The organism is Chryseobacterium sp. MA9 (assembly GCF_024399315.1).
GTDB lineage: Bacteria > Bacteroidota > Bacteroidia > Flavobacteriales > Weeksellaceae > Chryseobacterium.
Genome location: NZ_CP075170.1, coordinates 2,552,075 through 2,571,816, shown reverse-complemented (window position 1 = coordinate 2,571,816; position 19,742 = coordinate 2,552,075). Strand labels below are relative to the sequence as shown.

15 protein-coding genes are annotated in these 19,742 nt (G+C 36.2%); 11 read left to right on the top strand and 4 right to left on the bottom strand.

Going from position 1 to position 19,742, the window contains the following annotated elements:
- Positions 1 to 55: 55 nt before the first annotated feature.
- Positions 56 to 1,111 (top strand): Gfo/Idh/MocA family oxidoreductase, encoded by a 1,056-nt coding sequence (locus KIK00_RS11685; protein WP_255812586.1) that lies wholly within the window; start codon positions 56 to 58, stop codon positions 1,109 to 1,111.
- A 139-nt stretch (positions 1,112 to 1,250) separates the two neighbouring features.
- Here KIK00_RS11685 and KIK00_RS11680 read toward each other — a convergent pair whose 3' ends face one another.
- Complete coding sequence (locus KIK00_RS11680; protein ID WP_255812585.1) at positions 1,251 to 3,146, bottom strand: ABC-F family ATP-binding cassette domain-containing protein; 1,896 nt, start codon at positions 3,144 to 3,146, stop codon at positions 1,251 to 1,253.
- A 214-nt stretch (positions 3,147 to 3,360) separates the two neighbouring features.
- Here KIK00_RS11680 and KIK00_RS11675 point away from each other — a divergent pair, with 214 nt between their 5' ends.
- Both KIK00_RS11675 and KIK00_RS11670 read left to right on the top strand, forming a co-directional pair.
- Positions 3,361 to 3,873 (top strand): 5'(3')-deoxyribonucleotidase, encoded by a 513-nt coding sequence (locus KIK00_RS11675; protein WP_255812584.1) that lies wholly within the window; start codon positions 3,361 to 3,363, stop codon positions 3,871 to 3,873.
- A gap of 145 nt (positions 3,874 to 4,018) precedes the next feature.
- Entirely contained in the window at positions 4,019 to 5,671 is a 1,653-nt protein-coding gene (locus KIK00_RS11670; protein ID WP_255812583.1) for an alpha/beta fold hydrolase, read from the top strand.
- Between the two features lie 116 nt (positions 5,672 to 5,787).
- Here KIK00_RS11670 and KIK00_RS11665 read toward each other — a convergent pair whose 3' ends face one another.
- A complete protein-coding gene (locus tag KIK00_RS11665; protein ID WP_255812582.1) occupies positions 5,788 to 6,651 on the bottom strand; it encodes a glycoside hydrolase family 25 protein in 864 nt (287 codons plus the stop codon).
- Between the two features lie 66 nt (positions 6,652 to 6,717).
- On the opposite strand from KIK00_RS11665, the gene KIK00_RS11660 reads away from it, so the two are divergent.
- From KIK00_RS11660 to deoC, 5 genes are all read left to right on the top strand, one after another.
- Positions 6,718 to 7,980: an NAD(P)/FAD-dependent oxidoreductase gene (locus KIK00_RS11660; protein ID WP_255812581.1), complete on the top strand. Its 1,263-nt coding sequence runs from the start codon at positions 6,718 to 6,720 to the stop codon at positions 7,978 to 7,980.
- Positions 7,977 to 8,648 (top strand): tRNA (guanosine(37)-N1)-methyltransferase TrmD, encoded by a 672-nt coding sequence (trmD, locus tag KIK00_RS11655; RefSeq protein ID WP_047379050.1) that lies wholly within the window; start codon positions 7,977 to 7,979, stop codon positions 8,646 to 8,648. Before KIK00_RS11660 ends, trmD begins: the two co-directional genes overlap by 4 nt.
- 377 nt (positions 8,649 to 9,025) lie before the next feature.
- Positions 9,026 to 9,961 carry an endonuclease/exonuclease/phosphatase family protein gene (locus KIK00_RS11650; protein WP_255812580.1) on the top strand — a complete coding sequence of 312 codons (936 nt, stop codon included), beginning with the start codon at positions 9,026 to 9,028 and terminating at the stop codon, positions 9,959 to 9,961.
- 27 nt (positions 9,962 to 9,988) lie between these two features.
- On the top strand, positions 9,989 to 10,459 hold the full coding sequence (locus tag KIK00_RS11645; RefSeq protein WP_047379047.1) for an Lrp/AsnC ligand binding domain-containing protein: 471 nt from the start codon (positions 9,989 to 9,991) through the stop codon (positions 10,457 to 10,459).
- Between the two features lie 4 nt (positions 10,460 to 10,463).
- Entirely contained in the window at positions 10,464 to 11,207 is a 744-nt protein-coding gene (gene deoC, locus KIK00_RS11640; protein WP_255812579.1) for a deoxyribose-phosphate aldolase, read from the top strand.
- 51 nt (positions 11,208 to 11,258) lie between these two features.
- On the opposite strand, the gene dusB is transcribed toward deoC, so the two are convergent.
- Positions 11,259 to 12,254 carry a tRNA dihydrouridine synthase DusB gene (dusB, locus tag KIK00_RS11635; protein ID WP_255812578.1) on the bottom strand — a complete coding sequence of 332 codons (996 nt, stop codon included), beginning with the start codon at positions 12,252 to 12,254 and terminating at the stop codon, positions 11,259 to 11,261.
- Positions 12,255 to 12,452: 198 nt separating this feature from the next.
- Between dusB and KIK00_RS11630 the strand changes: the two genes are divergently transcribed.
- Entirely contained in the window at positions 12,453 to 14,423 is a 1,971-nt protein-coding gene (locus tag KIK00_RS11630; RefSeq protein WP_255812577.1) for a T9SS type A sorting domain-containing protein, read from the top strand.
- A gap of 75 nt (positions 14,424 to 14,498) precedes the next feature.
- On the opposite strand, the gene KIK00_RS11625 is transcribed toward KIK00_RS11630, so the two are convergent.
- Positions 14,499 to 17,768 carry a hypothetical protein gene (locus KIK00_RS11625; protein ID WP_255812576.1) on the bottom strand — a complete coding sequence of 1,090 codons (3,270 nt, stop codon included), beginning with the start codon at positions 17,766 to 17,768 and terminating at the stop codon, positions 14,499 to 14,501.
- 110 nt (positions 17,769 to 17,878) lie between these two features.
- Here KIK00_RS11625 and KIK00_RS11620 point away from each other — a divergent pair, with 110 nt between their 5' ends.
- The gene (locus KIK00_RS11620) at positions 17,879 to 18,748 is read left to right on the top strand and encodes a T9SS type A sorting domain-containing protein (RefSeq protein WP_255812575.1); all 870 of its coding nucleotides are present in this window, start codon (positions 17,879 to 17,881) and stop codon (positions 18,746 to 18,748) included.
- Between the two features lie 158 nt (positions 18,749 to 18,906).
- Positions 18,907 to 19,716 (top strand): T9SS type A sorting domain-containing protein, encoded by an 810-nt coding sequence (locus tag KIK00_RS11615; RefSeq protein WP_255812574.1) that lies wholly within the window; start codon positions 18,907 to 18,909, stop codon positions 19,714 to 19,716.
- Positions 19,717 to 19,742 lie beyond the last annotated feature (26 nt).

Here is a 19,742-nt window from a genome sequence, read left to right as displayed (position 1 = left end):
TCTTTAGATTGGGGAATAGAGCGTTTTTATGAATATATTTGTTAAAAATTATAATATGCAATTGGTAAAAGCAGGGCTTTGTGCCTTTGGAATGAGCGGAAAAATATTTCATGCTCCCTTTTTAAAGGAGCATCCGGGATTTTTTATATCTGCTGTGGTAGAAAGAAGTAAGGAAGAATCTAAAGAAAAATATCCTGAAGCAACCATTTACCGGTCTGTAGAAGAAATGCTTCAGCATGCAGATGTAGAGCTGGTGATTATCAACACTCCGGTTCAGACCCATTACGAATATGCAAGAATGGCACTGGAAGCAGGAAAAAACATTATTGTGGAAAAACCTTTTACAGTAAATGTTTCTGAAGCAGAAGAATTGGTTCAATTGGCTGAAGAAAAAGGATTGTTTTTAAGTGTATATCAAAACCGACGATTCGACCGTGACTTTTTACAGGTTCAAAAGGTCTTAAATGAACAGAAAATAGGAAATATTAAAGAGGCTGAAATTCGGTTTGACAGATTCCGTACAACTCCTAGCGGAAAGCAGCATAAAGAAAGTCCGGACCAGGTAGGTTCAGGGTCACTTCATGATCTGGGTGCGCATCTTGTAGACCAGGCTGTACAGTATTTTGGATATCCTGAAAAACTTTTTGCAGATGTATTTTCTATGAAAGGAAAAGAATTTGCGAATGATTATTTTGAGATCCTGCTATTCTACAAAAATGATCTGAGAGTAAGACTAAAAACATCGGTTTTCAGTAAAGAAGGCCATTATGCATATACTATTCACGGTGACAGAGGAACTTTTTTACAGGAAAGAACAGACAATCAGGAAAATGAATTGGTAGCAGGTGCAATTCCTGTATATGGTAAAGAATGGACTCAGCCATTGAAAGAAGCTGATGGAATTTTGAACTTCCTGAATGATTATTCTGAAACAGAAAGAATTCTGACGTCCAGTGAAGCCGGAAATTATATGGATTATTACCAGCAGATCTATGAGCATATTGTTTTCGGATATGCTTTGCCATCTCCGGGTATAGAAGTCATTCAGAATATGAAAATCATTGATGCTTCTCTGGAAAGCGCAAAAGAAGAAAGAATAGTTAAATTATAAATATAGCTAAATTATAAATTATGAATGGGTTCAAAGTTTAAAATTCAGAATTGGTAGTAATTGGGAATAGGAATTTTCTACTCTTTTACCCTCAAACCCTCTGACTCTCTGAACTCATTCATAACTCACATTTCTATTATTAAATGATTTCCTGAAGCTCCAGCCATCTCATCTCATGATTCTCAAGTTTTTCTGAAACTGTTTCCAGTTCGGAAGAGAGTTTGGCTATCTTTTCATAATCCGCTTCGTTGTTGAGTTGATCCAGAATTTTGGAACGCTGATTTTCCAGTTCAGGCATTTCCTTTTCAATGGTTTCCAGCTCTTTTTGTTCCTTAAAAGTTAATTTTCTTTTTTTAGAAGCAGAAGCTGGAGTGGTTTCTGCTACAGCAACCACTTCTTTAGCAGGCTCAGGTTTTACGGTTGTATTTTTTTCCAATGCTTCTTCACGGCTTCTTGCATCTCTATATTCTGAAAAATTTCCAACAAAATTTCTGATTTTTCCGTCCCCTTCAAAAGCCAGAACATGGTCTACAATCCTGTCCATGAAATATCTGTCGTGGGAAACAATAATCAAAGATCCCTGGAATTGCTGAAGAAAGTTTTCAAGAACAGTTAGCGTAGGAAGGTCCAGATCATTCGTAGGCTCATCAAAAATCAGGAAATTAGGATTCTGATATAAAATATACATCAGGTGAAGCCTTCTTTTTTCCCCACCTGAAAGCTTAGAAATAGGAGAGTACTGAGTCTGATCATCAAATAAAAATAATCTTAAAAACTGTGAGGCGGATAAGCTTCTGCCATTTGCCAAAGGATAAAATTCTGCAATCTCTTTAATGAAATCAATAACACGCTCGTCCTCTTTATAGGTAAGTCCTTTCTGAGCGAAATAACCGAAAGATATAGTTTCTCCGGTTTCAATTTCTCCCTTATCTGCTTTTTCTAATCCCTGTATAATATTAAGCAGGGTAGACTTTCCTGCTCCGTTTTTTCCGATGATTCCTACCTTTTCACCACGCTGAAACTGGTAGCTGAAATCTTTTAGAAGAACTTTTGCGCCAAAACTTTTATCAATATGTTTAAGTTCAAGAATTTTATTTCCCAGACGCTTCATTTCAAAATCCAGTTCCAATCCATCCTTTCTGGTATCGGTTTTGGCAACCTTTTCAGTTTCGTAGAATGCATCAATTCTGCTTTTTGATTTTGTGGTTCTTGCTTTTGGTTGTCTGCGCATCCATTCCAGCTCTTTTCTGTAAAGGTTATTGGCCTTATCAATAGTAGCATTAAGATTCTCCTCACGAATCATTTTGTTCTCAAGATAAGTAGCATATGAACCATTATGAACATAGAGATTTCTATCTTCCATTTCCCAGATAATATCACAAACACTGTCAAGGAAATACCGGTCGTGGGTTACAAGTAATAATGTGATTTTTGCCTTATTCAGATAATTTTCAAGCCATTCTACCATATCCACATCCAGGTGGTTGGTAGGTTCATCCATGATAAGAAGCGTATGTCTGTGCTCGGCTCTTGTTTCTGTTAAAAGTTTAGCCAGTGCTACGCGCTTGATCTGACCTCCGGAAAGAGTACCCATTTTAGCATCCAGATCGGTAATCTTAAGCTGGGAAAGAATCTGTTTCATTTCATTTTCCAGATCCCATGCCTTATGAGCTTCCATACCGGCCAATGCTTTCTCAATAAAATCATTATCAGTAGAATGAAGTGATAGGTGATAATTTTTAAGAGCAAGAATAGGTTCTGAATCCAGCGCCATCATAAACTCCTCAATGCTGAGTTTAGGATCATAATCAATTTCCTGGTCAAATAATACCACCTGGATATCTTTGTTGATGATCGCAGTTCCACTGTCTGCAATTTCTTTACCCATTAATATTTTCAGAAGGGTAGATTTTCCACTTCCGTTTTTGGCAACAATAGCAATTTTATCCCCTTCATTGATGTGAAAAGAAATGTTTTCAAATAAAACTTTGATGCCGTAAGATTTGGTAAGATTTTCTGCAGAGACGTAATTCATTGGAAACTAATGGTTTGATTTTAATTTTGAATTGAACCGCAAAAGTACGAAAATGTAACCTAAAATTTTCCGGAACCCCTTTTATAAAAACGAATATTTATAATTTTTTAATAGACTATGTCCATTATCTGAAAAACTATTCAGTAAATTTGGTATGATACAATGAATACACTTTAACAATATTAATAAATAATACAAAAATCTGATTGAAATAATGAAAAAAGTTATTGTAGATATGGACGGGGTAATGGCGGATGTATATCATCAGCTGGTACAATTTGAAAAAAGAGATACAGGGAGAGAAATTGAAATCAGTGATTTGGCTGGCAAGCCTGAAATAGAGTCTTTTCCAAACGGAAAAAAACATGTAAATGAGGTAGGTTTTTTCAGAACCTTACCTGTAATGAAAGGAAGCCGTGAAGCAATGGAATATCTGAATAATAAATACGATCTGTATATTGTATCTGCAGGTATGGAATTTCCCAACAGCTTAAGAGAAAAATACGATTGGCTTGCAGAACACTTCCCATTCATCACCTGGGAGCAGATTGTTCTTTGTGGAAGCAAAAAGGTTGTTTCCGGAGACATTATGATTGATGATTATCCTAAAAATCTGGATCATTTTACCGGAGACAGACTGATATTCACACAGCCTCATAATGAGCTGATAGAAAACGATACCTATCAAAGAGTGAATTCATGGGAAGATGTTATGAATATCCTTTAAAAGCAGGGAATTTAAATGTTTTTTAGAATAATCATAAAAATATCAGAAAGCTTTAAATGAATTTTAACTAAAGATAGATTAAATTTAATAAGATGTTGTGAGAACAGGCTGTTGAAAAGAAATAAGTTTGCATCAAACTTTTAACATGAAAAAACATAATACTTTATTCTTTCTTTTGGCAGCTTCGGCTTTCAATGCACAGATTATTTCCGGAACCATTATTTCTAAAAATGAAAATCAACCGATTCCTTATGTGAAAATAGGTATTGATAAAGAAAATGTTGGAGTGATTTCTGATGGAAAGGGAAATTTCTCAATTGACTTATCCACATTAGCTCCGCAAAAAAAAGTAATTATTGAAGTGCCGGGTTATGAAATGTATACGGAGACTGTAGAGGATTTTAAAAAGCATGATCTGCAGAAAATATTTTTGAAAGAAAAAATTAGAAATATTAAAGAAATTGCGATTAAGCCTAAGAAGCTTGTAGATAAAAACTGGGGTGTTAATACAAAAACAAAAAGTGTTTTATATTCAGTTAATCCGGGACTAAATAAAGATAATTTTTTAGGAGAAACAGCATTGGAATTTAATGCGAAAAAGAGATCGAAGATTAAAAATATCAATCTGAATATCGCAAGTTATACTTCCAGTCAGCCTGTCCTGATGCGGTACAGTATTTACAGTGAGAAAAATGGATTCCCGGATAAGAATATTTTGGATGAGGAGATCACAGTAGAGCTTACTGAAGATATGATTAAAGACGGTACTTATACTTTGGATGTAAATGACCGTAATATTTGGGTTCAGGGAAAATTCTTTGTAGGAATTCAATTCTTGAAAGATTTTGAAGGAACGGTGAAAATAAGTGCAGCATTATTTAGAACAGGATTTATAAGAGAATTTTATGGAGATTGGAAAAAAATGACCATTGCTGCGCCTGCCATAAATATTGATGTGAAAATGGATAAAAACGGAAACAGCAATACCGAAGAGGAAGACGGATTTTCAGATGATAGTGCTGAAGCAATGATGTCTGATGTCTCAAAATATGTTCAGGCATCTGAACATACAATATATGGTCAAAATGCAACTGTCGGGAAATATCTCAAACTTCAGGATACAGACCTTTATTATGAAACCTATGGTGAAGGAGAACCATTGATTCTGCTTCACGGCAATTCTGGAAGTATAAAAGATTATTATCAGCAGATCCCCGTTTTGTCCAGACAGTACAAAGTAATTGCGATAGATACCAGAGGGCAGGGGAAAAGTATAGATTCTTCTAAAAAAGATTTTACCTATAAAATGTTTGCAGATGATGTGAAAGCTCTTGCAGATAAGCTAAATCTAGGTAAAGTAAATATCGCAGGCTGGAGTGATGGCGGAAATACAGGTCTGGAATTCGCTCTGAAATACCCCGAAAGACTTAATAAGTTGATAACCATTGGAGCAAATGCTTTTCCTGATGGAGTAGATGACAAGCTTACCGATCATTTTGGAAATAAAATGCTGGTAATGAAAGAACTGAAGGATCCTAAAAAGTTTAATGAACAAAGACTTCTGAAGATCATGCTGACACAGCCCCGTATCGGTAAAAAAGATTTAAATAAAATTGGAAGCAAAGTATTGGTGATTGCTGGAGATAAAGATGTTATTAAGCCAGAGCACACTGAGCTCATTGCTAAAGAAATTCCCAATGCAGAACTCAAAATTTATAACAATGCTACTCATATGATTCCCTTTGAAAATGCAGACCAGCTCAATACAGATATTTTGAGTTTTTTAGGAAAAAAATAATTAAATTAAAGGCAGGAAGGTGGAGGTTGGAAGTTATAGATGCCGGAGACGTAGTGAGAATAAAAAAAGAATTTCATCAACTCCCATCTTCCCGCTTCCATCTTCCTTTCTTATTTCTAATCCAATGTCAGCCTTTTTAACGACCATGAATTACCGTTGTAAATATCAAGATCCACTTTGGTATTGATACCATGAACAATCCCACTTTCTGTAAACTGCCAGAAATCCCACTGGTCATCAGGGGAAGGAGAAGGAACATCATTGTAATTGGCCAGCCATAAAGGATAGTCTTCAAATTCACCTTTCAGAAAATCTTTATAATAATGATAATAGGTATAAATGATAGGCTTTTCACCATAAGTCTCCTCTACAATTTTGCACCAGACTTTCAGATCTTCAATCAGTTTTTTGTTCGTTTTACGCTTTGGGATTTTTTCAATATCTAGAATAGGAGGAAGATCTCCACCCTCAAGTTTTACATTTGCTAAAAAATTATTAGCCTGAATAACAGGATCTTCATCAGCTCTGTAAAAATGGTAGGCACCACGGATAAGATTGTGCTTTTTAGCCATTTCCCAGAACTCCTCAAAATGCTTGTCGGCACTTCTGTTTCCCATCGTAGCACGCATAACGACGAACTCCAGCGGAATGGTTTTATTACCAATGCTGAGGCTGTCCCACTTAATATCTTCTCTGTTCTGATAATGGGAAACATCAAAACCATAGGTCTTATCAAGATTGCTCGTTAAAATTCTCTGGATTCTTGCGGCTTCCCTTTCGCTGTTGTGGAGTTTCTTGTGAGTAAATTTATTAAAGTACAATGCATAATAATAGCTGATGGATTGCTTTAAATAAAAGCCGGTTCCGATAAGGGCTACAATTAAAATGGCCAATATTACCTTTCTACGGAAAAAATAGTTCTTCCGTCTTGTTTTATGGAGCTGTTTGGCAGTTTTTTTGGTGTACTTTTTTGGTGTCATAAAGTTTTGCAAAACTAACTTTTTTCACTGCTAAATGCTAAAATAAAATCAGTAAATTTGTGTATTATGGAAACACGCGAAAAAATCATCATTATAGGAGGAGGATTTGCGGGGCTGCAGCTTGCAAAAACATTGAATAACAAGAACAAAAAGGTCATTGTTCTGGATCGGGTGAATCACCATATGTTTCAGCCGCTTTTTTATCAGGTAGCCTCAGGAAGGATAGAACCTTCCAATATCTCTTTCCCTTTCAGAAAGATTTTTCAGCAATCCAGAAACACCCAGTTCCGTATGACAGAGGTGAAAGAAATAGACCCTGCCAGCAATAAAGTGATTACTGATGAAGCAGAATTTACTTATGATAAACTCATCATTGCAACGGGCTGTAAAACTAATTTTTTCGGGAACAAAGATCTCGAAGGAAAAGCTTTCGGAATGAAAAATACCCAGGAAGCCATCAGCATAAGAAATCATGTGTTGATGACCTTTGAAAAGCTGATTATTGAAAAAAGCCGAAGCGATGACGGGAACTGGAATATCGTTATCGTAGGAAGCGGACCTACCGGAGTAGAGCTGGCGGGTGCTTTTGCAGAAATGAAAAAAGACATTCTTCCCCGAGACTATCCTTACATGAATTTTGACCATCTGAAGATTATTCTGGTAAGTTCCACAGAAAAACCACTTGCTGTAATGAGCAGTGAGGCTCAGGAGAAATCTGAAAAATACCTCAAAGATCTTGGGGTGACTTTTATGAGCGGAGAAGTGGTGACAGATTATGACGGAGATAAAGTACATCTTAGAAGCGGAAAAGAAATACCGTCCAATAATGTAATCTGGGCAGCCGGAGTTACCGGAAATGTGGTAGGAGGTTTCCCCGAAGAAAAATTAGTAAGAAACAGATATATTGTAGATCGATATAATAAAATAAAAGGATACGATAATATTTATGCCATCGGGGATATTGCCTATATGGAAACTTCAAAATATCCACAGGGACACCCGCAGGTAGCAAACGTAGCCATTAATCAGGCAAAAAATTTAGGTAAAAATTTATTAAAGAAAAGTCAGAACGAGTGGGCAGAGTATGAGTATGATGATAAAGGTTCATTGGCAACTATAGGGAAGCACAGAGCCGTTGTTGATCTGCCATTTATAAAATTTCAGGGATTTCTGGCATGGTACTTCTGGATGTTTCTCCATTTAATGCTAATTTTGAGCGTTCGAAATAAGCTGGCCATATTCTTCAACTGGATGTGGAGCTATGTCAACAAAGATTCTTCTTTAAGATTAATTATTATACCTACTAAGAAAAACGGAACATTACAATGAGAATTGACATAATAAGCGTACTTCCGGAATTGATGGAAAGTCCGTTCAAAACTTCTATTTTGAAAAGAGCGATGGATAAAGGGCTGGCAGAAGTACATTTTCATCAACTGAGAGACTGGGCTATCAATAAGCACAGACAGATTGATGATGAACCTTACGGAGGCGGAGCAGGAATGGTCATGATGATTGAGCCGTTGGATAAGTGTATCTCAGAGCTTAAGTCGCAGAGAAATTATGATGAGGTAATCTACCTGACACCGGATGGAGTTACTTTAAATCAGAAAATTGCCAATTCTCTTTCCATAAAAGAAAATCTGATCTTTCTCTGCGGCCACTATAAAGGAATAGACCAAAGAGTAAGAGATCTTCATATCACAAAAGAAATTTCAATAGGAGATTATGTTCTTACAGGAGGAGAGCTGGCAGCCTGCGTTCTTGCAGACTCTGTCATAAGACTGCTTCCCGGAGTTTTAAATGATGAACAGAGTGCCTTAACGGACAGCTTTCAGGATGATCTTCTTTCGCCGCCAATTTATACCAGACCTGAAAGTTATAAAGGGTTGGACGTACCTAAAATTTTACTCAGCGGAAATTCTGGTAAAATTGAAGAATGGCGCCATGATGAAGCTGTAAGGATCACCAGGGAAAAACGCCCTGATTTACTGTAGTCAATATTGTTCAAATTTATTTAATTATTATCCGTTTTGAATTCCATTTGTTATGAAGATAAATGGAATAATATTTGTTGTAAATTTAATAAGTGCGAAAAATATTAATATTTCTAATTTTAAATTGAAAATTTATTTCTATTATTTTGATTTTTACGTATTGTCTCAATTTTGATTAATGTGTTAAAACTCTCTAATAATTGAAAAATTAATTTATTATAGCTGATTTCATTGATATTTTTTATTATATTTGAATCGTTTTTTATTGGAAATTGATTCGCTTTCTTAAGTTGAATCAAAGGAATTTGAAAAAAAATAATAAATTTACATCTTAAGGAAAAAGAACATAATAAATTAAAGTATAGAAATTAGTGTAGATGGAACTGTTCTCTTTTTATAATGTTGAAAATTTATTTTTACCCGATCCGAAACCTGTCCACAAATTAGATCCTACCCGGTCAGGATTAAGGAATTGGGATGAAAAAAGATATAATAATAAGCTTTTCAAAATCTCCCATGTATTTCAGTTAATGAAGGAGGATAATGGTGTAATGCCATTTGTAATAGGATTGTCTGAAGTTTCCGGAAGGAAAGTATTGGAAGATCTTGTGGAGATGGACCCCTTTCATTCGCAATATGGAATTGTACATTACAATTCTATGGACGAAAGAAAAGTGGATGTAGCCATGTTGTATGATAAAAATAAAGTAGAGGTAATAGATTCGGAAACCATTACTTTCTTTTTTGAAATAGTAAATAAAAACACAGGAAATTACGACACAACCAGAGACGTACTTTTTTCAAAAATTAGATATAAAGGAGAAATTATTAATGTCTTTATCGCCCATCTTCCCTCTAAGCGAGAAAAAGATATCAATAAACCTAAAAGAGCCTTTATATTGAATGAAGTCCGGCAACGGATTATGAAAATTGTAGATGCTGATAAAGAGCATGTCATATTGTGTGGTGATTTTAACGAAAACCCGGATGATGAAAATTTAGTACAGATTCTCTATAACAATGAGCATGAGAAGGTTTTAATGAACCCTTTTCAGCAATTGTTTTCTACAAGAAATTATTCTACTTTTCATTATAAATCTGGATTGCTGTATGATCAGATCATTATGTCAAGATCTTTGCTTGATAATAAGACGCTGACTTTTCAGGATGCCCATATATTCAATTCTGAAAAAATCCGCAGCAGAACCAGGAATTTTGAAGGACGGCCTTTCCGAACTTATGCCGGTACACGGTATTTAGGAGGATATAGTGATCACTTCCCGGTTTTTGTAAAATTTAAAAGTTTACAGTAAAAAACATAAATAATAAAAAAGTAGAAAATGAAAAATTCGAGCAACACAAGCTATCATTTAGATTCTATTGACAAGGAAATTATCTACATGTTGATGGATAATGCTAAAACTTCTTTAGCCCACATTTCAAAAAATGTTGGAATTTCCACAACGGCAGTGCATCAAAGAATCAAAAAACTCGAACATGCAGGAGTTATTGAAAATTCAATATCATTTCTTAATCCTAAAAAAATAGGATATAAGGTGATTTCCTACATTGGTGTGTTTCTGGATCAGCCAAGCCATTATCCAGAAGTGGTAAAATCTTTGCATGATATTAACGAAGTAGTGGAAGCCCATTATACAACAGGAAATTATACCATATTCCTGAAAGTTCTTTGTAAAGATAATGATCACTTAATGCAGATCCTTAACAAGCTTCAGAAGCTGAAAGGAGTAACAAGAACAGAAACCTTTATATCTTTGGAACAAGGTATTTACAGACAATTGAAAGTATAACGATATGAACATAGCCCAATATTTGGATTCAACCTACCTGAAAACACCGGAACAATCAGGTATTTCCCATGAAGAAACACTTCAAAAAGATAAAGAACTTGCACAGGAAGCTATTGAGAATGGTATTTTTGCTGTAATGATTCGCCCGGATTATGTAGCTGAGATCAGGAAATATATTCAGGAAAGAAATTCAAATGTTGCAGTAGGAACTGTAATAGGCTTTCATGAAGGGACCTATTCTGTTGATGAGAAGCTTGCCGAAGCCTCAAAAGCAATAGAAGACGGTGCTGATGAATTGGATTTCGTTATTAATTATACAGCTTATCTACAGGGTAATATAGAGCTGGTAAAAGATGAATTTGTAAAATGTACAAGATTATCTCTTGAACATCATAAAATAGCAAAATGGATTATTGAAATTGCTGCTTTGACAGATGAACAAATTGCAGATCTTACCAAAAATATTTCTACCTGGGCAGAAGAGAACTTCTCTGAAAATGACTGGTCAAAAATTTTTGTTAAATCTTCAACAGGATTCTACAAAACACCCGAGGGAAAACCTAATGGAGCAACCTTTGAAGGAATAACAATTATGCTCAACAACGCAGGGAAACTTCCTGTAAAAGCAGCAGGTGGTGTAAGAACCCCTGAAGATGCCGAGAAAATGATCAATATGGGAGTGAAAAGAATAGGAACGTCCTCAGCTTTAGCGTTGATTAAAAATGAATCTCCATCAGAAGGATATTAATCTAAGATTCAAATAATAAAAAACCATCAGTTTTGCTGATGGTTTTTATATTTATACCTGTGTCTGATATTCTTCGTAGAACTGTTGGGTTTCTTTGATTAAGCTGTTCATTTCTTCCAATGTGAAAACTTCCAGGAATTTTTTTCTGAAGTCCTTGAAGTGAGGTATTCCTCTGAAATAATTACTGTAGTGCTGTCTCATTTCCACCAAGCCTAATCTTTCTCCTTTCCATTCAACACTCCATTCTGCATGCTGGCGAACTGCCAGTAACCGGTCTGATATTGTAGGGGCAGGTAAATGCTCTCCTGTTTTAAAGAAATGCTTGATTTCATTAAATATCCATGGATAGCCAATAGCAGCACGTCCAATCATAATACCGTCACATGCGTACTTCTGTTTATATTCTAATGCTTTTTCAGCAGAATCAATATCTCCGTTTCCAAAGATTGGAATCTCAATATTAGGGTTTTGTTTGATTCTGGAAATATGTTCCCAGTCTGCTTCACCCTTGTACATTTGAGCACGGGTTCTTGCATGTATGGTAAGAGCTTTGATTCCTGTTTCCTGCAGACGTTCTGCTACCTCATCAATATTAATGCAGGTACTGTCCCATCCTAAACGGGTTTTTACGGTTACAGGGAGATGAGTGGAGTTTACAACAGCCTTTGTAAGACGAACCATCAGGTCAATGTCTTTCAAAACACCTGCTCCTGCTCCTTTGCAGACAACTTTCTTTACAGGACATCCAAAATTGATATCTACCAGATCCGGATTTACTGTTTCAACAATTCTTGCAGACATGGCCATAGCTTCTTCGTCTCCACCAAAGATCTGTATACCCACTGGTCTTTCATAATCGAAGATATCAAGCTTTTTACGGCTTTTGATAGCGTCACGAATCAACCCTTCAGAAGAAATAAATTCCGAATACATTAAGTCTGCACCATGCATTTTACACAAACGTCTGAACGGAGGATCACTTACGTCTTCCATCGGAGCCAGCAAAAGTGGAAATTCCGGCAGTTCTATGTTGCCTATTTTTATCATGGTGCAAATTTACGAAATTCTGAAAAAACAATATTTTACTATTTGCAATATATTCCTCGTTTTGTGTATTTCTGTTTATTTAGGGGATTTTATAGTATTTTTTTAAATTTATAATAGGTTTATGTGATTGATTTTCAATGTTTTTAATGTTTTATTGAAAAATATTTTTTATATTTAATACAAACAAAAATTAATAATATGAGAAAATTTCTATTTTGCTTGATGGCAGGCTTTGCTGCATCAAATTTTTATTCACAAGTGAATGTGTCTGCTACGGCAGGTACAGCTACAGGAACCTATACTACGTTAAAGGGAGCATTTGACGCTATTAATGCGGGAACACATCAGGGAGCAATTGCAATCAGTATAACAGCTAATACAACAGAAACGGCAACTGCCAGCCTGAATGCCAGCGGTGGAGCAACAAGCTATACTTCTGTTGTAATTAAACCTGCAGTAGGAGCTACGGCTACTATTTCAGGAGATGTTGCCAGTGCACCTTTAGTGAGAATACAAGGCAGTAATATTACCATAGACGGAAGTAATGCTGCTTCAGGAACTACCAGAGATCTTACCCTTACCAATACTTCTCTTACCGCACCGCAGGTACTTACATTTATTGCGGCTTCTGCTGCGGCAGCCAATACTAATATTATGGTTAAAAACCTGAATATTATAAATGGTATCAATAATTCTTCAGCTTTGGTAATGTATGACGGCGCGACAACTCCTACCGGAGGTTTTTTTAATAATGTTACCATTCAGAATAATTCTGTGAAGAAAGCCTATATGGGAATCTATTTATTTGCAGCCACAGCAGCAGGTAACGGAGGGAATACATTGGTTACCGGTAATGATATAAATGCTTCGGGAACAGATGCTAATCGTCTTGGAGGGGTTTATGTACAAGGCGCAGATGGAGTCACAGTAAGTAACAATACCCTTGGGAATTTTGAAACTACCAATGCAGAAATCAAAAGAGGAATCTGGTTTGCAACAGCAACCGTTAATTCTTCAATTATCTCAAATACTATTACCAATCTGGGCTACACCGGAACTTCTACAGGCGGAGCTGCCGGGATCACTATTACTTCCGGTAATACAGGTGCCTCTGCAGCAGCTAATATTATTGTAAGAGGAAATACCATTTCCAATTTTAACTCCAGCGGAACGGGAACTCTGTTTGCGGGAATTTATGCAGGAGGCACATTGACAAATGGAATGACTATCACAAATAATAAAATAACAGGAATCAAAAATACCAATACATTCGGATATGGAGCACAGGGAATCTATCTGGCGACAACAAATCTTACTTCCAATACTTTAGTGGCTAACAATACCGTAAGCGGTGTAGCAGGCTATGGGTATGCAACAACAGGCGGGGTAAATGACAACGGAAACGGAATCGTCATCGCTGCAGGCGGAGGATATAAAGTGTATTATAATACTGTTGTAATGGATGTGAGCCAGACTGTTGCAGGAAGACCATCTGCTTTAAACATTACAAGCGGAGTAACTGGTGCAGGTGGTATAGATGTGAGAAACAATCTTTTTGTAAATACCCAAACCCAGACAGGAGATAGATATGCAATTTATGCCGGCGCAGCCAGTACGGTTTTTTCTACCATTAATTATAATAATTTTTATTCTTCAGGAACCAATCTTGGGTATATCGGTGGAGCTGCAAAAACTACTCTTGCCGATATCCAGTCAGGATTTGGAGGTAATGTAAATTCTTTGAATGTTCTGCCGGTATTTGTCTCAGCAACAGACTTCCATGTGTCCGGTACGGGGAATGCGGCTCTTGATAATAAAGGAACTCCGGTTGTTGAAGTAACATTGGATGCTGATGGTAATACAAGAAATGCTGTAACACCGGATCTCGGAAGTTTTGAATTTACTGCAACAGTATTAGCTGTAAATGAAACGACGAAAAAGAATACGGTCAATTTCTATCCGAACCCGGTTGTGGATTACCTTTACATTAATAATGACAGTAGAATCAAAGATGTTGAAGTATATACTGTTTCAGGACAAAGAATCCTTAGCGAAACAGTTAACGCAGAAAAAGGTTCCGTAGATATGAGACGTGCTCCTGCAGGAATTTATATCTTAAAAGTGAATACCGAAAGAGGCTCACAGTCACTTAAAATTATTAAAAAATAAAAATTAGTTAATAACCAATACAAATCCCCAATAGTGACATTGGGGATTTTTTTATTGTAAAAGGAACTGTTAAACTTAGAAGCTTGCCTTTACCTGCATACTTCCGATATGAATGGTCCGGTCCCCGGAGTTTCTTCCTTCGTAATTAAGGTTCAGCTGGATAAATGAGTTGATCGCCTGCTGAATAAATACACTCCATACCTGGTTTTTTCCCGGTTTCAAACCGTCCAGCATCTGATTTCCTACGATACTGAAGTTGTTTCCGGTAAAATTGTTGCTGATGAATGAGAAGTTTCCACGGATGGATGTTTTTCTGCGCTCCCATTGGATAGTTCCTGTAACATCAAAAGCTTTAAGAAGTTCTTCACCATCCAGTCTTTGCTTTTGACGGAAAGCAGAGGACAGCTCAGCCTGTATGGCATCGGTGAATTTATAAGTGGCCTTAGGCTTTGTTTCAAAATTATTGAGACGATAATCCCTTGTCGCAAACAATTGTGACGAGTTTTGGATGTCATGAACAGAATTTTCCCAGTCTACTCTGAATTCTTTATTGAACCAGTATCCGATATTCAGGAAATGGGAGGTTTGTTCACGCTCTTCATTACTAAAATTGGCATTGATAAGATTATCATTTGTGATGAATCTGTAGTTACCGTTCCAACCTGATTTATCAGTCGGATTGAATTGTACTGAAGCAAGTATATTTTGATTTTTAAGGATCTGATCACTGTTCTTTTCAAAAGGATTCAGCACAAGAACTTTATCCTTTTTATAGAATGAGTTTTGGGAATTCAATGAAATGTTGAAATTCCAACGCTTTAAAAATCCGTTTTCTGAGTTGAAAACAATTGCTGGATTGACAAATAATGCCAGCTGTAATTTATTTTTATTGGAAGGGATATACCTTACGGAATTGGTATACACACGAATGTATTGGGCAAGATCGGAATATTCTGCAATTTCAAATTCGTCAAGCTGCTGTATCCCGTCTCCGTTATAATCTGTCCATTTATATATACCCTGTCCATCAGTTACTTTAATGTATTGGAATTCTCTCTGTGCTTCCTGTCCGTTTCCAAGTTCATAGAAGGCCTGAAGACGCATCCCGTTTCTGAAAAGCTGTTGATTGTATAAAATATTTCCAACTACGAAGTCATTATTTCGGGTAACATCACCTTCCGCACCTGAGTAGAAAAATTTTCTGTAATGGATTAAAGCATTTAGCGTAGTTCTTTCCGTTTTGATGATCTGACTTTCGGCCATGAAACCCAAAATATTATTCATATTCTGAAGTCGGTTGTCACGCACAGAGTCATTATCTCTCATGTATACTTTTGCCAATAGCTTGGTTCTGGTACTGTCACCGATTTTCTTTTGCAAAAAGATTTCTTTCCAGCTGAAACTTGTGACATCCATAAGTTGAGTGTCATTGTATTTTTTTTCATTGTGTTCCATACTTCCACCAATGGCCCAGCTTCCTTTTTTCCCGGTAAGCTCTGTTGAAACTCCGCCGCGGATGAATTTAGTGTCCTGAAGGGTAGCATTGGTACTCAGATAAGATAGATTACCTTTGGTAAAGAATTTTCCTGTCAGCCAGCCGAAGTCAAGGTCATTTTTAATCCCTTTGTAAGAATCCTGTTCATTCAGATAATTGACGCGGTAATTTAAAGTAGATTTATTATTCCATTTGTTCAGGAAGCTGAAGATAAACCTGTTTTGAGTTCTCTTATTAAACTCCTGTGTAAGGTTAAAATCTCTTGAGAATTCCACATCATTAATACGGTCAAGAATATGAAACTGTCTGTCTATATATTGATATTCAAAACTAGGAGTTCCCTTCCATGTGTTTTTCGTAAAGCTTTTATTTCCGAAAATACGCCATGCATAGCCCATATTCTGCTCAGAATCTTTTGATGAGAATAAATTGATGTCATAATTACTCAGTGAGATGTCAGCTCCTATTTTTCCTTCATTCAATAAATACTCAGAATTCAGGGAATATACCTGTGATTTCTGAGGAGAAGGAAGTTTTCTTACAGCTCTGTAATCTCCGGCATTAGGTCCTACATATTCAAAAACACGTCCGTTATTGGTTGTTTGTGCTATTTTATAATCTCCCAGATTAGCTCCGAAATAAGTAAAAGAAACCTGATAAAGTGTTAAGTTAGGATCCGTAGAAAATTCGTAGAAATTCCCGGCAGAGTTTAATTTGTATAAAATTTTATTGACATCATATTCGGTAACAACTCCTGATGGTGCATACATCAGATTAGGGTCATTTCCTGCTTCAGCAAGGATTTGTTCATCTTCTTTAGAAAGATTTAAAGAAAGAGGTGCATTTTTATTGTCATTTTCCATGAACCAGTTTAGCCCTACTTTGAATTTTTCTCTCTGATGCTCAAGTTTTCCGGTAAATAAATACCTTGAATAATTTCTGTTGGCGTAGTTATAAGAGATTGTGATGAAGTTTTGCTGGAAAATAGGACGGAAACTGGTAAAGGTAACTTCACCTGTATTGTAATTGATAATATAATCCTGGTTTTCTCCTCGTTTCATTAAGATACCATCAATGAAAACCTGTTCAGAACCGGAGATCAGTGTGATGAACTGTTCGCCGTTCTTACCGGTCAGACGGTAAGGTCCCTGATTACCTTCGACCCCTTGAAAACGGATTCTATGGAATTCACTTCGTGCAACACCGGCAGAAATGTCTATCAATGTTTTGTTTTCCTTCCCAAATTCTGTCTGAAACTGAAGGCCCATACTCCTTCTCTGATATTTCGCAAAATAATTTTTAGCTTCTACAAGATCAAGGTGTCCCGCCCTAAGAATAGACTTTTCCTTAATGTTAAGCTGCATATAGATTTTGTCAAATTCCTCTAAAGTCTGGGTATAACCATCAGCCTGAATAGGAAGATTATGATCAGAAATACTGGCTAAAATCGTGACATCTTTTGATAATCGCCCTGAAATCTGGAGATCCATAGAACTTTGTACAGATTGTCCCTGGTTGTTACCAAAAGTAATCCCACGGATAATGGAACCTTTTGAATTAAGCTCTCCTAAGAATCTCTTTTTATCATTTTTTGCCAGTACAGCCTCATCAATAATGATCTTATTGTGCGTTCTTATGAAATCCAGGGTGTCTTTTGCAAAGAGGTCCTGTTCCAGCCGTGCAGCGAGAATACTATCCCTTTTAATGCTGTCTTCAGGAATGTTGGGATTTTTCCATGAAAATACCTGAGCACTTCCTGAAAATATGCCTAAGAAGAATAAAACGAATAGGATAATAAAATTCCGCAACTTTAAAAATAATTCGTAAAAATAATTAAAAAATGTTAACATTACGGGGTCAAGTATAATTAACAAAAACTTAATTTATTTATTGTCCTCAATCAACAAGTTAAGTGTAGTTTTGTGATATAAAGAAATTTATTAACAAAAAAATGTAAATCATGAAAAAACTTTATTCTCTTTTCGCTACAGTAGTAGTGAGTGCGTTTGCTTTTGCACAAACAACTTACATGTGGGATTGTACTTCTGTAAATCCTGTTTCTGGTACAAATGCTAATATTTCCAGTGTAGCATTCGCGGCTGCTCAGGGAAATAATAATGGTACTACAAATTTAATTACCACCTCATCAGTATCTTCTGGCTATACAGGTGCAAGTGGGTCTAGTAATTTTGGTGCTGCTGCTTTTAAAGAGGCTCTTTCTACCGCTGCAAGTACTTATTTTAGTGTTACAGTTACTCCTGTTGCTGGCAATAAAGTAACTTTAAATTCTTTAAATTTAGGATCTAGAGGAACATCTACAGGACCTGGAAAGATTACAGTATATTCCAGCATCGATAACTACGCTACTGCAATAGGTAGTGTAAATGTAAATAACAATAGTACATGGGCAATGAATAACATCACTTTTTCAGGTACTAATTTAGTTGGGGCAGAATCAGCTCCGGTTACCTTAAGAATCTATGGAAGTGATAGTCCTGGTACAGGAACTCCATCTCTTGGTACAGCCAACTGGAGAATAGATGATATTTCTTTAACTGTTACTTCGTCTACTGCTTCTTTAGCAGCTATTGATACTAAAAATGTAAAATCAGGGAACTTTGTAAAGAATTCTTTTGTGAAAAACAATGAGATTGTTTTCGGATCTGATGTAAAAGACGTAAAAGTTTTCAACATGTTCGGACAGCTTGTGAAAGAAGGTTCTGTGAAACAAAACGGAACTGTAAATATTGCTGAACTGGCAAAAGGAAACTATATTGTAACAGGTACAGTAAATAACCAACCGGTTTCTCAAAAAGTTCTTAAAGACTAATCTCTTTAGATAAAATATAAACAGCCGTTTCATTGAAGCGGCTGTTTTTTCATATGATTATTTACTGATTTTTAGGTTTTTGTATGCTGTTTATTTCTTAATTTGGTGGTATTGTTTTTGATATTTTTATTACAAATCCATTTCTAAAAATTATTACGATGAAAAAAATCTTTACTCTTATCGGGCTTGTATCATTAATGGCCTTTTCAAATGCTCAGATTGTGATCAATGAGATTTATGGCGGGAATGCAGATTCAGGTGCCGTATTGAAAAATAATTATATTGTACTCAAAAACATCGGAACGAACCTGGTTTCTTTGACTGGGGCAAGTATACAATATGCTCCGGCGATAGGACCTTTTACTGAATATCATACACTTCCGGATTTCACTTTGGGTCCTGATGAAACATATTTGATTCAGGAATCAGCCATCGATGGAGGCGTTGAAAATTTACCAACACCGGATTTTATTGCCACTACTATTACCAGTTTTGATGGAACACCCAACAAATCTTCCGGATTAAGAATTTCCAGTGTATCGGGAAAGATCGCTTTAGCCGGAAATATAGTACAGGTTACCGGCCCTTCCGCATCTAACGTCCTGGATTTTGTAGGCTATGGGGCAAATGCAGATCAGTTTAAAGGAGATGGACCAGCTCCTTCTCCAACCACAACCACAGCTATAAAAAGAACATTGGTAGGCAGTAATGATAATATGGCTGATTTTTCCCTGGAAGGCAGTGTGAAATCCGGCTTTGTACAGAATCCTTTTATAAAGGACAGTAAAATTGTCTTCGGAACCGAAGTGAAAGATGTAAAAATCTATGACACATTCAGACAGGTTGTTAAAAAATCGCCTACGAAATTAGCCTCAACTCTTGATATTGCTGAACTTCCAAAAGGAACTTATATCGTTACCGGAACGATTAATAATATTCCGATCTCCCAGAAAATTATAAAAGATTAGTTTTTAATAAAAAAGAACAGCCAATA

Excerpts from the sequence above, each read along its gene's own strand:
- deoC (WP_255812579.1), top strand. The coding sequence starts at position 10,464 with ATGAACATAGCCCAATATTTGGATTCAACCTACCTGAAAACACCGGAA.
- dusB (WP_255812578.1), bottom strand. The coding sequence starts at position 12,254 with ATGATAAAAATAGGCAACATAGAACTGCCGGAATTTCCACTTTTGCTG.
- KIK00_RS11650 (WP_255812580.1), top strand. The coding sequence starts at position 9,026 with ATGGAACTGTTCTCTTTTTATAATGTTGAAAATTTATTTTTACCCGAT.
- KIK00_RS11625 (WP_255812576.1), bottom strand. The coding sequence starts at position 17,768 with ATGTTAACATTTTTTAATTATTTTTACGAATTATTTTTAAAGTTGCGG.
- KIK00_RS11615 (WP_255812574.1), top strand. The coding sequence starts at position 18,907 with ATGAAAAAAATCTTTACTCTTATCGGGCTTGTATCATTAATGGCCTTT.
- KIK00_RS11630 (WP_255812577.1), top strand. The coding sequence starts at position 12,453 with ATGAGAAAATTTCTATTTTGCTTGATGGCAGGCTTTGCTGCATCAAAT.
- KIK00_RS11670 (WP_255812583.1), top strand. The coding sequence starts at position 4,019 with ATGAAAAAACATAATACTTTATTCTTTCTTTTGGCAGCTTCGGCTTTC.
- KIK00_RS11620 (WP_255812575.1), top strand. The coding sequence starts at position 17,879 with ATGAAAAAACTTTATTCTCTTTTCGCTACAGTAGTAGTGAGTGCGTTT.
- KIK00_RS11660 (WP_255812581.1), top strand. The coding sequence starts at position 6,718 with ATGGAAACACGCGAAAAAATCATCATTATAGGAGGAGGATTTGCGGGG.
- KIK00_RS11645 (WP_047379047.1), top strand. The coding sequence starts at position 9,989 with ATGAAAAATTCGAGCAACACAAGCTATCATTTAGATTCTATTGACAAG.
- KIK00_RS11680 (WP_255812585.1), bottom strand. The coding sequence starts at position 3,146 with ATGAATTACGTCTCTGCAGAAAATCTTACCAAATCTTACGGCATCAAA.
- KIK00_RS11685 (WP_255812586.1), top strand. The coding sequence starts at position 56 with ATGCAATTGGTAAAAGCAGGGCTTTGTGCCTTTGGAATGAGCGGAAAA.
- KIK00_RS11675 (WP_255812584.1), top strand. The coding sequence starts at position 3,361 with ATGAAAAAAGTTATTGTAGATATGGACGGGGTAATGGCGGATGTATAT.
- KIK00_RS11665 (WP_255812582.1), bottom strand. The coding sequence starts at position 6,651 with ATGACACCAAAAAAGTACACCAAAAAAACTGCCAAACAGCTCCATAAA.
- trmD (WP_047379050.1), top strand. The coding sequence starts at position 7,977 with ATGAGAATTGACATAATAAGCGTACTTCCGGAATTGATGGAAAGTCCG.